This is a genomic window from Archangium gephyra (assembly GCF_042230915.1).
GTDB lineage: Bacteria > Myxococcota > Myxococcia > Myxococcales > Myxococcaceae > Archangium > Archangium gephyra_B.
Genome location: NZ_CP102578.1, coordinates 5,850,402 through 5,865,538, shown reverse-complemented (window position 1 = coordinate 5,865,538; position 15,137 = coordinate 5,850,402). Strand labels below are relative to the sequence as shown.

Here is a 15,137-nt window from a genome sequence, read left to right as displayed (position 1 = left end):
GTCAGTAGTCCGTATAGGGCAGGCTGGGTCCCACTGTATTCCAGGGGGCCTGACCGGCGTAACAGGCGGGGTATGCCTTGTTGTAGATGTCGTGAACGAACGGCTCGGCGGGAAAGACGTTGTTGGGGTCCACCGGGTCACCTCCATGCCAGAGATCCCGGATGTGGTGGCCGGGCCAGTCTCTGCCACTTTCGGAGGGCCATTCTCCGAACCTCTTGCTCCAATCCCGACGGAAGGACTCCCTCACACTTTCCCAGGCATCACGCAGGGGTTTCTTCTCAGCTGGCTCCAACGTGCGGTAGTCGCAGCAGCAGTGATAGATGCCGTAGCGGCTCCCAGCCTTCACGGGAACGGGTAGGACCACGAGGCTTCCCTCCCAATCGAACTTGAAGTCGGCCAGCCACATGCATCCCTTGAGTGTGTGGCCCTCGCTGGCGCACTCCCTTTGACACCCGTTCATGAACTCCCGGCGGCATTACCAGGGGCCGTAGTAGAGCGTCGTCTTCATCCGCCCACCCGACACGTTCAACCAGGGCAGTTCCTTCTTCCTCGCGGGTTGAACTCCTGGAGAGGGCGAAGGACCAGACCCACCTGTGCCCCGAGTTGTCGCGCATCCGGTGAGGAACACAAACAGCACCACCGCTCCGGCCAGCTTCATGGGAACCCCTGTGATGATGGCCACTCTTTTGAACCTGCGACCCCTTGGTCCCGAACCAATGCGAAGGGCCGTCCAGGGGTTACCAGCGGTTCACAACCCAGCGTAACCACTCGGGTTTCTTCACCCCATGCTGTCCAGACGTCCCATCCAGTAGGCCAGGACACCAAGATTTTTGCTGCTAGTTTGCTGCTGGGCCCCGCCCTGGAACCGACAGATGGCCTCGGGTTACGGCCGGCTGCTGACCGTCCGGGAGGTCGCGGAGCGGCTGGGGGTGTGCCCGTCCTGCAACGCGAAGCGCGCGCAGGTGACGGCGGTGCACATGGTGGAGCAGATGCTGCCGCACGTGCCCTACCGGCAGTGGACGCTGTCCTTTCCGCACCGGGTCCGGTGGGTGCTGCTCAAGGACGTGGGACTGCTCTCGGAGGTCCTCACCGTCTTCCTGCGCGCGGTGTTCGCTCTGCAGCAGCGGCTGCGCTGGACGGAGGTGGACGTGCGGCCCCCTCCCCGAAAGCAGCCCCGGTGCGCCTTCATGGAAGGCTTCTCCCTGCATGCCAATACGCACCTCCATGCCAACGACAGGCAGGGGCTGGAGCGGCTGTGCCGCTATGGGGCGCGTGGCGCGCTGGCGCTGAAGCGACTGTCGCGGATGGAGGATGGCCGCCTCGCGTACCGGATGAAGCATCCGCTGCCCGACGGCACCACGCGCCTCCTCTTCACCGGGCTGGAGCTCCTCCGTCGTCTGGCGTCGCTGGTGCCTCCGCCTCGGACAAACCGCACAAGGTTCCACGGCATCTTCGCTACTTTCGAGTTCTTTGACACCCTTCCGGGGGGGCTGGAATTACTCAACTGGAGATGCACTCGCTCCAAGCGCGGCGGCCCGGTTCTTCAGCGCGGCGGCCCGGTCCTTGTCCTTGGGGACCCCGAAACCCTGCGCGTAGCACGCGCTGAGGGCACTGCAACCCAGGGCATGCCCGCCCTCGCAGGCCTTCTCGAACAGCGCGGCGGCGCGGCGCTCGTCCCGGGGGACTCCGCTGCCCTTCGCGTAGAACAGGCCGAGGTTGTAGCAACCCTTGGCCACCCCGCCCTCGCAGGCCTTCTCATACAGCGCGGCGGCGCGGCGCTCGTCCTGGGGGACTCCGCTGCCCTTCGCGTAGGACAGGCCGAGGTTGGAGCAACCCTGGGCATGCCCGCCCTCGCAGGCCTTCTCATACAGCGCGGCGGCGCGGCGCTCGTCCTGGGGGACTCCGCTGCCCTTCGCGTAGCTCACGCCGAGGTTGTAGCAACCCTGGGCCGCCCCGCCCTCGCAGGCCTTCTCGAACAGCGTGGCGGCGCGGCGCTCGTCCTGGGGGACTCCGCTGCCATCGAGGTAGAGCAAGCCGAGGTTGTAGCAACCCTGGGCCACCCCGCCCTCGCAGGCCTTCTCATACAGCGCAGCGGCGCGGCGCGCGTCCCGGGGGACTCCGCTGCCCTTCGCGTAGGACAGGCCGAGGTTGGAGCAACCCTGGGCATGCCCGCCCTCGCAGGCCTTCTCATACAGCGCGGCGGCGCGGCGCTCGTCCCGGGGGACTCCGCGGCCCTTCGCGTAGAACACGCCGAGGTTGAAGCAACCCAGGGCCGCCCCGCCCTCGCAGGCCTTCTCGAACAGCGCGGCGGCGCGGCGCTCGTCCTGGGGGACTCCGCTGCCATCGAGGTAGCGCACGCCGAGGGCCACGCACGCCTCCGCATTGTCGCCTGTGCAATCCTCCGTGGAGCGCTCCACCGACTGACTCGGGGTGCCCTGGGATGACGAGGCCCCCTGCCGCCCCGTGGCACATGCACCCAGCAGCCCGATGACAACGCACAGCCCCAAGCTCCGCCGTACCGCGATTCCGTGAGCTTCAGACATGACAGCCCCCTCCTGGTTATGGGCAGGACGCTCCACGCGTCGTGGCCACACGGCGCGAACCCTATCCCATCTTCAGCAAATCAGCCCAAGGGGCTGAGGGAGAAAGGGGGTTCGGATTCCGCGCCATGCCGAGCGGCCCACGCATCCTCATCGCGGAGCGGTTCCTGGTGGGCCAGGAGGGCCTTGCGACATGCCCTGGACGGTGAAGGAGGCCCCCAAGGAGGCCTGCACGGAGTCCAACGGTAGCGTGTGCCCTGGCGAAGTGTGGCTGGGGAGGAGCAGGTGGGGGAGCGCGGGGTGGAGTAGCCGTTCTCTTCGGAGACCGGGCTACCGGTGATGAGCCTCCCAGGGACGGTGTCAAAGGACTCGTTCCGACCCCCTGTGTCAGGGGAGTTGACGGCTTCCGCCTTCGCCGCTGCCTCGGGAGGGCTGACAGAACGAAATCGGGAGCATCTCTCAATGAGCCGCAGCATCACACGCAACTCCTTGGCCTAGTACTACTCGGTGACTTGGGAAGTAACGTCGAAGGGCCCGTGTTTTCAAGTAGATGACGCGGAGAGAAATGAGGCAGCTCGACCGGGAATTGAGCGAGTACCTGGAGTCGATGGTGGAAGGGCTGGGTCGCAGCGAGAGGAGAGAAGCGCTGGAGTTGTACCTGACGGGCCTGCTGCTGGACGGAGAGCGCAAGAGCGTGGAGCCGATGGCGGCGCGGCTGGTGGAAGACGAGGCCCAGGTAGAGGCGATGCGCCAGCGACTGCGGCAGTGCGTCGCTCGCGCGGACTGGAGCGACAGCGAGGTGCGGCGGCGATTGGCCCGGAAACTGGAAGGAGAGCTGCCCGGAGTCGAGGCCTTCGTGATTGATGACACGGGCTTCCCGAAGAAGGGAGAGCACTCGGTGGGCGTGGCGCGCCAGTACTCGGGCACCCTGGGCCGCACGGACAACTGTCAGGTGGCGGTGAGCCTGCATCTGGCCGGAGACAAGGGCAGCGGCTGCATCGGCATGAGGCTGTACCTGAACGAGGAGTGGGCCAGCGACGGCCAGCGTCGCGCCGCGACGGGTGTGCCCGAGCAGGTGCACTTCGAGCGCAAATGGGAAATAGCGCTGAGCCAGCTGGACGAAGCCCTGGCCTGGGGTGTGCGGCGCCACGTGGTGCTGGCGGACGCGGGATACGGAGATGCCCGGGAGTTTCGCGAAGCCCTCCAGCAGCGAGGACTGCAGTACCTGGTGGGAGTGCAGAGCAACCACAAGGTGTGGCCACCGGGTGCACGGCCCCAGCAACCTCCGAGAGTCGCAGGACGGCGCGGGCGTCCGAGCACGCGCTATACGGCGCAGGGCGTGGAGCCTTGGAGCCACGCCCAACTGGCCCTGCAACTGCCCGAGGAAGAGTGGCACACGGTGCACTGGCGAGAAGGCAGCCGGGGTCGGCAGTCCTCGCGCTTCGCCGCGGTGCGGGTGCGCTCGGCGGCCCGGCATGTCCATGGCGTGGCACCGGGCCAGCAAGAGTGGCTGCTGGTGGAGTGGCCCAAGAAGGAAGAGGCGCCCACCAAATACGCTCTGTGCTCACTGCCAGCGGACACCGCGCTCGAGAAAATGGTGCGCCTGTGGAAGCTGCGCTGGAGGGTGGAGCGCGACTACCAGGAGATGAAACAGGAGGTAGGCCTGGACCACTTCGAAGGCCGCTCCTGGCGCGGCTTCCACCATCACGCCACGCTCTGCGCTGTCGCTCACGGCTTCCTCGTGCTGCGACGAGCGCTTTTTCCCCCTGAGGACGACGCCTTGGACGCTGCCGCAGGTGCGTAGACGTCTACAGCACCTGCTGCTGCAGCGCATCGGCCACTGTCCGCTCTGCCTGCGTCACGTCGACAGTCGCGCCCCTCCTCTCGGCCCTTCTCGCATCTGACCAGGTAGTACTAGGAGCGCCCGTCGAATCCGAGCGTCCCGGTGTCCGCCGAGAACAAGCCCCCTCCGCTTGCTGCTAGTTTGCTGCTGGCCTCCAGGACCCGAAAAGACGAAGGGCGCGGACCCGAGGATTTCTCCTAGGATTCCGCGCCCTTCTGATGGTCGGGGAGACAGGATTTGAACCTGCGACCCCTTGGTCCCGAACCAAGGACGCGCTCCCCCGTCCTCTCCTCACTCCTCCCGGATGATCACCGCCGACCTTCCGGGCTCGGGCGGCTTGGGCGGCTCGGGCAGGCGGGTCTCGATGGGCCGGCGCTCCTCGAGCTCCCCGGCCCGGCCGCTCGCCCCGAGCGCCTGGTTCAGCGCGGCGAACTGCGGATCCGTGGCCAGCCGCTCGAGCAGCAACTCCCGCCCGAAGCGCGGCGAGGCCGTGACGAGCAGTTCCACCACCTCCGGGGCGGGCCGTCCCTGCCGCAGCATCAGCTCCGCCTGGCGCAGCAGCGGATCCGCGAACCAGCGGTTGGCCTCGGCGGCCTTTCCGTAAGCCTGGAGCGCCTCGGGCAGCTGGCCTCGCGCCTCCAGCAACAGACCCGCGTAGTAGTGGGACATGGCGAGGTTGTCGTCCCCGGCCTGCGCATACACCCGCAGGGCCTCGTCCTCCCGCCCCAGCGCGAACAGGGCGCTGGCCTTGCCCGCGAGGAACGGCTTGCGCTTCGGGTCCGTCTCCAGGTGGCTGCCCAGCAGCTCCTCGTAGGAGCGCAGCGCCTCCTCGTAGCGGCCCTCGTCGAGCTGCAGCGCGGCCAGGTCCGCGAGCGCGTAGTACGCCCGCAGCCGGTCCTCCCGTGTCTCCCGCTTCGCCACCACCTCGCTCAGTGCCGCGAGCTTCGCCTCCGCCGCCTCCCGCTGTGCCTGCGTCTGCTCCCGCGCCTGCTTCCAGTCGCTGTCCTTCATGAGCGCGAGCAGATCCTCGGGCGTAGGCACGTGGACGTGGAGCATCACCGTCTGCTTCACCTGGGAGCCGCCCTCCTCCACGAGCACGCCCACCTGGTGGAGGCCCGGCGTCTTCGGCGCCACCCAGGCCGTCGCCGGCCCGTTCTCCTGCTCCAGGCGCCCCCGCGCCGCCACCCAGGTGTAGCGCCGCGCGCTGGCCTCTCCCGAGCCTCCCTCCACCTCGCACCCCAGCACCACCCGCCCGCCCACCGGCACGTCGTGCGGCGACGCGGTGAGGCGGACGATGCGCAGGGGGGCCGAGGCCGTGCCTGAAGCCGACGCCGGCTCCACCCCGGCGCGGGGCGTGGCTCCCGCCGGGGCCTGCTCCCTCACGGGCCGCTCCCCTGCCCCGCTCCACACGGCGATGCCTCCGCCCAGCACCGCGGCGAGCCCCAGGCCCACTGCCACCCACCGGGCCCGCCCCGGATGCTGATTGTCCGCTGACTTCATGCTCGCTCCTTCCCGGACGCCCGGGCGCACGCTGCCCGGGCTCCGGTCCGGCTCACTGCTCCGCCCTCAACCAGGTGAGCATCCTGTTGGCGAGCGCCGAGGTGAGCACCTCATGCTTCTCGTTGTAGTCATTGGACGCCCAGTCCTTCCACTGCGTGGGAGCGAGCGAGCTGTAGTTGACCCCGCAGCCCGGGCTGGCCGTTTCCGTGCTGAGCGCGTTGCCCGTCACCGCCAGGGCCGAGTCGGCGTTGATGAAGGCCGGCTCGAACTGGAGGCGCAGCCGGAAGGTGCCGCACACCGAGGCGCCCTCGTCCGTGTTGACGTCGGCGGCGGTGATGGTGCGCGAGCCCGCCACGCAGTCGCGCTGGCCCGGCTCCCAATCGCGGTCCTCCGAGCAGAACCACCCCGTATAGGTGAAGTCATACAGGCGCGAGTCGCTGCCCATCTTCGTATAGCCGTTGGTGGGGTTGGCGTCGCCGAAGGCCAGCGCGTAGCGGGGAATGGCCGAGGTGGGCCAGCCCATGCTCCCGTAATACAGATCATGGTAGCTGCTGGTGCTGTTGCACGTGGAGTTCTCCGGCTCGTTGTCGCAGGAGCACGTGGTGGCCATGTTGTAGGACAAGTCGTAGGCGGGCGGAGAGGTGAGCCTGCGCCGGCCGGCGTGCGTCTCGGGCTGGTGGCACAGCAGGAGCGTCTGGACGCCGCGGTAGGAGCGGCCCAGGTTGGCGCCCAGCTGCGGCGAGTCGATGGAGTACCAGGCCTTCACCTTGCCCTGGATGCCGTTGGTGTTGTTGTGCAGGGTGTCGCGCAGCACGACGCCGCCCTGGCTGATGCCGGCCACCTGCACCTTGCTGCCCACGGGCATGCGGCCGAGGATGTCGTCCACCCACGCGGCCACCTCGCCCCGGAACCAGCCGAGCCGCTGGTTGCCGTCTCCGTGCTTGCCGATGATGACGTCGTAGCCCTCGGCGTTCAGCGTGCGCACGAGGTCTCCCATCAGCATCAGGTAGTTGGCGGTGGAGTCCGTGTTGAGCGGATCGAACCCGGTGACGATGAGCAGCGGCTTGTCGAGCGCGCCGCTCTGCCAGTAGTCGAGCACGGCGCGGTAGGGCGTGGTGCCGCCATAGGTGACAGTGAAGGCGCTCTGCCGCGTCTGCCGGGGCGTCACGTCCGAGCGCTTGAGGAAGACGTAGGTGCCGCTGGTGACCACCGTCTCTCCGCCCGCGAGCGGATAGGTGGAGACGCTGTAGCCCGAGATGTCACCGTTGAAGCGCGTGCCCCGGAGGGTGGGCGCCGCGGAGCAGGCCCCCGCCGCGCGGACCCAGCCGTCGTTGGCGGTGGAGCCGGTGCTGATGGCGGTGGTGGAGGTGTTGAGGGTGCCGCACGTGTAGTCGAGCGAGTAGCTCAGCTCGGGGCGCGGCTGGCTGAAGAGGCCATCGCGGATGTTGATGAAGAGGGCCGCTGCGCCCGGGCGGGTGAAGCGCCGGGCGGAGAAGCTGGCGAGGGCCGCCTGGTTGTAGCTCACCGGCTGGGCGACGGTGTTCTGCCCCTCCTGGAAGCCGGCGGTGGCCGAGAGGCCGTTGTCCGCGCCCGCGCCGTAGCCTCCGGTGACGGTGCCGTAGTGGAACTCGAAGGCGCCGTCGCTGAAGAGCTTCACCTTGAAGGTGTAGCCGCCCGCGGCGGACTGCCCGTAATGGTAGAGGTTGCGCCACTCCAGCACGTAGGCCGAGCCCACCCACCCCGCGTACACGTCACCGCCCGCCCCCGGGTTCCAGTCGTCCCACATGGGGGCGATCATCCCCGCGGGCGCGGCGGTGGAGCCCGACCACGAGAGCTGCGGGTTGCTGATGCCGCTGGCGGTGGTGCTGCCGAGCACCAGGTAGCCGTTGCTCGAGACGGTCACCTGCGTGAAGGTCTTCCCATAGAAGGGAAAGGCGAACGGCAGGTTCACCACCTCCGAGCAGTCGTCACACCCGGACACCGTCGACAGCAGCGTCGGGGCCGGGTTGGGGTCATACGTCGCCGTGGACGGGTTGTAGTGCGCGCTGGCGCTCCCGGCGCCGAGTCCCACCACCAGCACGGTGAGCGGCACGCTCCTCGCGAGTCTGCGATTCATAGGGCTCCCCTCTGGCCTCCAGGGTGTCGGCCAGCTCTCCTGGGTTTCAGCGTAGAACCGGGAGATCCAGGGAGTCCAGGGTCGCTGTACGATTCTTCAGCGACAAGCTGCTCGGCGAAGCGGGACGGTGAGGCACGGCCAGCCGCCGTGCCCCACCCCGCCGCGTCAGCGCACCTGGATGGCGTCGGCGACGACGACGAAGCCCTCGGTGGCCCAGCGGCTCAGCTGCACCTTGTTCCAGCCGGCCGGGAAGCTCCACGTGCCGAGCGTGTTCCAGGCGCCACCGCCCGTCTGCTGGTTCTTGTACACCGTGGCCAGGTTGGTGCCGCTGGCGTTGGTGATGATGAAGGGCGCGGCCGCCGAGCGGTTGGTGCCCGCGGTCCACCGGGCGTCGATCGTCTTGGTCGCCGCCGCCGGCAGGTAGAAGTAGAAGACCGCCGCGTCGGAGATCGCCGCCGTCGGGGCGTACTGGTAGTTCGTCCCGTAGTAGCCCGCCGTCGAGGTCGTCGCCGTCCAGTTCGCCGAGATCGACACGTAGCCCTTGGTGGTGTCGTTGGCGGCGTTGTTGTTGTCGATGATCAGCCCCGTGGTCGGGGTGGAGCCGCCCGTCGTCCACAGGTACGTCACGTTGACCCAGTCGTTGTTGCTCAGCCCCAGGTCCGTCCAGAACGTCCCATCCGCGATGTCGATGCCCGCGGGATTGGCCGGCCGGCGGCCGAACTGATCGTACCCGCCGTTGTAGCCGTCCTGGTACGCGGCCTGGGCCTCGGGCTTGCCCTGCGGCAGGTCCTTCCACATCTCGCGGACGCTGGAGGCATTCCAGTAGTCATCCTTCGTGTTCCACGGGCCCACGTCCCAGACGGACGTGGTCGTGCACTTGCCCGTCACCGGGTAGCACACCTTCACCTGGTACTCGGTGCCACCGTTGGTCGCGAGCGCCCGGCGCGAGGGCAGCGCCACGAAGCGGTCATAGCTCTTGATGACGTGGCCGTTGGCCGTCGTGCCGCCCACCAGGCCCTCGCGCGTGGCGTAGATGCGGTAGGTCAGCGGCGTCAGGGTCGCGGCCTCCTGGGAGACGGTGCCGCCCTCCAGCGAGCCCTCCAGCTTCACGTCGTGCACCACGGGACCGCGGCCCTGCTCGTCCGCCACGAGCGCCAGCCGCACCTGCACCTCGGAGCCGGCCCAGGGAAGGCGCACGGCCTCGCCCGCGCTGGAGATGCTCCACTCGCTCCAGCCGCCGCTCGCCGAGCGCACGCGGACATCCACCTCGACGCTCATCCCCAGGGCGCTCTTCGCCTGGAGCAGCGGCCGCACGGTGTCCACCGGCTGCTCCAGCTTCCGGGCCGGGAAGGTGTAGAGGCCCGTGAGGGTGCGCAGCCCCTCGGGCCGGCGCATGACGTTGTAGGGCTCGTACACCAGCCCCTCCCGGGTGCGCACCAGTTCACCCGAGCCCTCTCCGGTGGCGAAGTCCTCGGTCCAACGCAGCGCGTTGGCGCTCGCCGGCTGGGAACCCCGCGGCGCCTCCGTCGCGGGCTCCGCCACCGCGGCGCCTCCCGCCAGTGAGACTCCCAGCATCATCGTCATGACCGTCGACCGCACCTTCGAGTGCATGCACGGACTCCTTGGAAAGAGGGGGATTACGGGTTAATCCCTCCTTTCTAAAAGAGCATCGAAAGCGGTTCGCTGTCTCAGAAAAAAATAAAATCAATTTCACAACGAGTACAGACGCGCCTCCGCCGCTCCGTGCCGTCCGCTCTAAACAGAAAACTCCTATATTCCTTCGTTTGGTGGCCGGCTTAGGGGGTCGAGGATGATGGAACTTCCGGGGTACGCACTTCGTGGTCTGTTCCAGACGACGAACAACAACCTGCTGTTCCATGCGGTGCGTGAGACGGACCAGGTGCCGGTCATCCTCAAGACGCCGCGCACACACCACCCCGGTCCTCGCGAGCGCGCCCGCTACCAGCGCGAGTACACCCTGCTGCAGCGCCTGCGAGGCACGGCCGGGGTGCTCACCGTCCATGGCCTGGAGGTGCACACGGAGCGGCCCGTCCTGGTGCTGGAGGACGTGGGAGGCAAGGCCCTCTCGGAGCAGGTGGGCCAGCCCTTCGAGCCCTCGCGCTTCCTGTCCATCGCGATTCCCCTGGCCGCCACGCTGGCGGAGGTGCACCGGCGCGGCGTCATCCACAAGGACATCAAGCCCGCCAACCTCCTGCGCTCGGAGGGGGGACGGGTGTGGCTCATCGATTTCGGCCTGGCCACCTTGCGGCAATTGGAGCACGTGGAGGCCGCGGCGGCCTCGCTCATCGAGGGGACGCTGCCATACATGTCCCCGGAGCAGTCCGGGCGGATGAACCGGGCGGTGGACTACCGCACCGACTTCTATTCGCTGGGGGTGGTGTTCTACCAACTGCTCACCGGGGAGCTGCCCTTCCGCGGGCGGGACGCCCTGGAGTGGGTGCATGCGCACGTGGCACAGGCGCCGGTGCCCCCGAGCCAGCGGGTGCCCTCGGTGCCGCCGCTGCTGTCGGCGGTGGTGCTCAAGCTGCTGGGCAAGTCCGCCGAGGAGCGCTACCAGAGCGCGGAGGGGCTGAAGGCGGACCTCGAGCGGTACGCGGAGGGGCTGCAACGGGGCGCGCCGGAAGAGTTCCCCCTGGGGCTGAGGGACTTCCCCGCCCGCTTCCAGGCGCCCCAGAGCCTCTACGGCCGGGACGCCGAGCGGCAGACGCTGCTGGAGTCCTTCGAGCGGATGGCAAGCAGCGGGAGGACCGAGTGGGTGCTGGTGCGGGGCTACTCGGGCATCGGCAAGTCCTCCGTCGTCCACGAGCTGCACAAGCCGCTGCTGCGCCGCCGCGGCTTCTTCCTCAGCGGCAAGTTCAACCCGCTGCAGCGGGACGTGCCCTACGCCACGCTGGCCCAGGCCCTGCGGGCGCTCGTGCAGCAGGTGTTGGCCGGGAGCGATGAGGAGGTGGCCGCCTGGCGCCAGCGCCTGCTGGAGGCCTTCGAGGGCCTCGGCCAGGTGTTGACGGCGCTGGTGCCCCAGCTGGAGCAGGTGGTGGGCACGCAGCCCCCCGTGCCGGAGCTGCCACCGGCCGACGCGCAGAACCGCTTCAACCGCCTCTTCCAGCGCTTCCTCGCGGTGTTCGCCACCGCCGAGCGGCCGCTGGTGCTCTTCCTGGACGATCTCCAGTGGGCGGACTTCGCCAGCCTCCAGCTGCTGAAGTACCTCACGCTCCACCCCGACACCCCTCCCCTGCTGCTGCTGGGCGCCTACCGGGACAACGAGGTGAGCGCCTCGCACCCGCTGGCGATGGCGCTGGCGGAGGTGCGCAAGGCGGCGGGGCGGCTGGTGGACCTGCACCTGGGGCCGCTGTCCCCCGAGCAGACGCGGCAGCTGGTGGCGGATGCCCTGCCGGGCGCCGCGGACGGGCTCGTGGTGCCGCTGTCGGAGCTGGTGCAGGAGAAGACGGGAGGCAACCCCTTCTTCCTCCTCCAGCTGCTCCAGACGCTCTACACCGATGGCCTCGTGTCACGTGGGGCCGACGGTGCGTGGCGCTGGGAGGAGCAGGCCGTCCGGGCCCGGGGCTACTCGGACAACGTGGTGGAGTTCATGGCCGCCCGGCTGCGGCAGCTCCCCTTGCCCACCCAGCAACTGCTGCGCCTGGCCGCGTGCGTGGGAGACGCCTTCGCACTGGAGACGGTGGCCCTGCTCTCCCGCCAGGAGGCCCCCGAGGTGGAGCGTGGGCTCGAACCGGCGCTCCAGGAAGGGCTGCTGGTGGAGACGGGCGCCCAGCACTACCGCTTCCCGCACGATCGCATCCACCAGGCCGCCTATGCCCTCATCGCCGAGGAGGAGCGCAAGGCGGCCCACCTGGAGATTGGCCGAAGGCTGTGGACGCGCCTGTCGCCCGAGGAGCTGCGCGAGCGCCTGTTCGACGTGGTAGGCCAGCTCAATGCGGGCGCGGAGTTGATCTCCGACGCGGAGGAGCGCTCCCGGCTGGCACAGCTCAACGCCGAGGCGGGCTTCCGGGCCAAGGCCTCGGTGGCCTACCGCTCGGCCATTGGCTACTTCACCATGGCCTTCTCGCTGCTGCCCGGCGACCCCTGGGAGACGCAGCCCGGATTGGCCTTCTCGCTGCGCCTGCAGCAGGCCAGCTGCGAGCTGGTGAGCGGCCATGGCGCCGAGGCCAGCCGGCTCGTGGAGGAGCTGCTCCCGAGGGCCACCACGCACCAGGAGCTGGCGGCCGCCTACCAGCTCAAGAGCGGCATCCTCCTCACGCGCAACCAGGGAGCCGCCGCGGCGGCCTGCCTGCTGGAGTGCCTGGAGCGCTTCGGTGTGAGCATTCCGCCCAAGCCCACCTGGGAGCAGGTGATCGCCGCCCACCGGGAGGCGGAGGCACTCCTGGGCGACCGCCCCATCGAGAGCCTGCGCGAGCTGCCACCCATGACGGACCCGGACATGAAGACCGTCATGGGGCTGCTGGCGGCGCTGACGTGGCCGGCCTTCTTCTCGGACGAGAAGCTCCTGGCCCTGCACCTGTGCCGGACGGTGGAGCTGACCCTCCGCCACGGGTACACCGCCGCGGCCGCACCGGGCTATGCGTGGTACGGCACGGTGATCGCCAGCCACTTCAAGGACTACCACCGGGGCTATGCCTTCGGCAGGCTGGCCTGCGAGCTCATCGAGAGTCCGGACGGCGCGGCGTACCGGGGCCGGACGCTCTTCACCCTGGCGCACGTGAGCCTCTGGGTGAAGCCCATCCCCGCCGCGATGGAGCTGTACCACGGCGCCTTCCAGCAGACGGTCCAGTCGGGTGACTACCAGGTGGCCTGCTATTGCTGCCTCTTCATCACGACGGTGCAGCTGCTCGCGGGCACGGAGCTGTCCGAGGTGGCCCGGGAGATGGTCGCGCGCACGGACTTCGCGCACAAGGTGGGCTACCCGCAGCCGGAGGACATGATCCGGGTCTCCCACGCCTTCGTGCAGCAGCTGCGGGGGCGCACCGCGTCGTTCGAGTCCATGAGCATGGAGGGCTTCGACGAGAAGGCCTTCGAGGCCCAGTTGGGCGGCCGCATGCCCACGCTGCGCTTCTGGTACGCGACGCTCAAGGCCCACTCGCGCTTCATGAGCGGCGCCTACGAGGAGGCCCGCCAGGCCGTGGAAGAGGCCAGGGCCATGAGCTGGTCCATCTTCGGGCGCATCCAGCAGCTCGAGTACCACCTCTGCCGGGCGCTGGTGCTGGCGGCGTGCTACCGGCAGGCCCCGGCGGAGCGCCAACAGGAGGACTTGAAGGAGCTCCAGGCGCACCACCAGCAGCTGGCGGAGTGGGCCAGCCACTGCCCGGAGACGTTCCGCGCGCCCGAGCGGATGGTGGCGGCGGAGCTGGAGCGCCTCCTCGGGAGAGCGGACACGGCCCCGGCGGTGTACGAGGAGGCCATTCGAGCGGCTCGCGAGCAGGGCCTGGTGCACCACCTCGCGCAGGCGAGCGAGCTGGCCGCGCGCTACTGGGAGGAGCGGAAGCTGGACGGGCTGGCCCTCTTCTATGCCCGCAGGGCGCGCGAGGCCTATGCCCAGTGGGGCGCCGAGGGCAAGGCGCGGCAGATGGACCGGCAGTGGTCCCTGCTGAGCGGCCCCACCGCCAGCCACGAGGACTCCACCAGCTATGAATCGGACTCCGGCCAGCTGGACGCGCTCAGCGTCGTGAAGAGCCAGCAGGCCATCTCCAGTGAGATGAACCTGGGGAAGCTGGTGGCCACCCTCATGCGGGTGGCGCTGGAGAACGCCGGTGCCCAGCGAGGCGCCCTGCTGCTGCTGCACGGCGGGGCGCTGAAGGTGGAGGCCCTGATGGACACCGCTCGCGGCGCGGGGGAGCCCATCTCGCCAGAGGCGGCGGAGCGGGCGCTGCCGTGGAGCCTGCTCTCCTACGTGCGGCGGGCGGGCGAGCATGTCCTCATCAACGACACCTCCGTGCCCCACCCCTTCTCCTCGGACGCCTTCTTCTCGCGGAGCCAGGCGCGCACCGTGCTGTGTCTGCCCTTGCAACGCCAGGAGCGTTTCTACGGGCTGTTGTACCTGGAGAATGCCCTCACCACCGGGGCCTTCAGGCCCAGCCGCATCACCGTGCTGCAACACCTGGCCTCCCAGGCGGCCATCTCCGTGGAGAACGCGAGGCTCTACGCCGAGGTCCAGCAGGCCGAGGCGGCCCTGCGCCGGGCCAACGAGGAGTTGGAGCAGCGCGTGGAGGAGCGCACGCGCGAGCTGAAGCAGGCCCAGGCGCGCCTGGTGGAGACGGCCCGCTCGGTGGGCATGGCCGAGGTGGCCTCCAATGTGTTGCACGACGTGGGCAACACCCTCACCAGCATCGTGGTGGACACCGAGCAGATGCAGCGGGCGGTGGAAGCCTCGCGCGTGGACCGTGTCGACAAGGTCTTCAAGCTCCTGGCCGAGCACCGGCCCCACCTCGCGGACTTCGTCAACCACGACGAACGGGGCCAGCAGCTGTTCACCTACATGCCGAGCCTCGCGGCCGAGCTGATGCAGGAGCGGGAGGCCTTGCGGCAGGGCTTGGGGACGCTGGGCAGGAACGTGGAGCGCGTGCGCACCATCATCCAGTTGCAGCAGACCTACGCCACGTCCTCGCTGCTGGTGGAGGAGTGCGAATTGTCCGAGGTGCTGGAGGAGGCGCTGCGCCTGCAAGGCGGAGCCCTGCGCCAGGCGGGCGTGCGGGTGGAGAAGGAGCTGGAGCCCCTCCCCCGGGTGAAGCTGGACAGGCACCGGCTGCTGCAGATCCTCCTCAACCTGTTGAGCAACGCCCGGCAGGCGCTGGAGGAGACCGCGCCCGGGCAGCGCACGTTGTGGCTGCGCTTGCACCGGGAGGGACAGTGGATCCGTTTCGAGGTGCGGGACAATGGCCAGGGCCTCACGCCCGAAGTCTCCCGGCGCCTGTTCAACCATGGGTTCACCACGCGCAAGGGCGGACACGGAATCGGGCTGCACTCCAGTGCGCTCGCGGCACGGTTGATGGGAGGGCAGTTGAGGTTGGAGAGCGCGGGGCCAGGACAGGGAGCCACCGCCACGCTCGAACTGCCCTACCTCGACGGCTGAAGTGCTTTCTCCTACCCTGCTCAGCGGGAGGAG

The 15,137-nt window shown here is 69.1% G+C and carries 7 protein-coding genes, 1 tRNA gene and 1 pseudogene; 3 read left to right on the top strand and 6 right to left on the bottom strand.

Annotated elements, in window-relative coordinates; genetic code table 11:
- Position 1 precedes the first annotated feature (1 nt).
- Positions 2–406 (bottom strand): hypothetical protein, encoded by a 405-nt coding sequence (locus tag NR798_RS22965; RefSeq protein WP_375773620.1) that lies wholly within the window; start codon positions 404–406, stop codon positions 2–4.
- A gap of 466 nt (positions 407–872) precedes the next feature.
- On the opposite strand from NR798_RS22965, the pseudogene NR798_RS22960 reads away from it, so the two are divergent.
- A pseudogene (locus NR798_RS22960) lies at positions 873–1,397 on the top strand (transposase); the annotation flags it as partial.
- A 99-nt stretch (positions 1,398–1,496) separates the two neighbouring features.
- On the opposite strand, the gene NR798_RS22955 reads toward NR798_RS22960, so the two are convergent.
- The gene (locus NR798_RS22955; protein WP_375773619.1) at positions 1,497–2,543 is read right to left on the bottom strand and encodes an SEL1-like repeat protein; all 1,047 of its coding nucleotides are present in this window, start codon (positions 2,541–2,543) and stop codon (positions 1,497–1,499) included.
- A gap of 562 nt (positions 2,544–3,105) precedes the next feature.
- Here NR798_RS22955 and NR798_RS22950 point away from each other — a divergent pair.
- Entirely contained in the window at positions 3,106–4,344 is a 1,239-nt protein-coding gene (locus NR798_RS22950; protein WP_375773618.1) for an IS701 family transposase, read from the top strand.
- Positions 4,345–4,602: 258 nt separating this feature from the next.
- On the opposite strand, the gene NR798_RS22945 is transcribed toward NR798_RS22950, so the two are convergent.
- The 4 genes from NR798_RS22945 to NR798_RS22930 all read right to left on the bottom strand — a co-directional run bounded on the left by NR798_RS22945 (position 4,603) and on the right by NR798_RS22930 (position 9,610).
- Positions 4,603–4,686 (bottom strand) — tRNA-Pro (locus NR798_RS22945).
- On the bottom strand, positions 4,675–5,883 hold the full coding sequence (locus NR798_RS22940) for a tetratricopeptide repeat protein (RefSeq protein WP_375773617.1): 1,209 nt from the start codon (positions 5,881–5,883) through the stop codon (positions 4,675–4,677). The genes NR798_RS22945 and NR798_RS22940 overlap by 12 nt, the downstream gene beginning before the upstream one ends.
- 52 nt (positions 5,884–5,935) lie before the next feature.
- The gene (locus NR798_RS22935; protein WP_375773616.1) at positions 5,936–7,999 is read right to left on the bottom strand and encodes a hypothetical protein; all 2,064 of its coding nucleotides are present in this window, start codon (positions 7,997–7,999) and stop codon (positions 5,936–5,938) included.
- 165 nt (positions 8,000–8,164) lie between these two features.
- On the bottom strand, positions 8,165–9,610 hold the full coding sequence (locus NR798_RS22930; RefSeq protein WP_375773615.1) for a hypothetical protein: 1,446 nt from the start codon (positions 9,608–9,610) through the stop codon (positions 8,165–8,167).
- A gap of 199 nt (positions 9,611–9,809) precedes the next feature.
- Between NR798_RS22930 and NR798_RS22925 the strand changes: the two genes are divergently transcribed.
- On the top strand, positions 9,810–15,104 hold the full coding sequence (locus NR798_RS22925; protein WP_375773614.1) for an AAA family ATPase: 5,295 nt from the start codon (positions 9,810–9,812) through the stop codon (positions 15,102–15,104).
- The last annotated feature ends 33 nt before the right edge of the window (positions 15,105–15,137 follow it).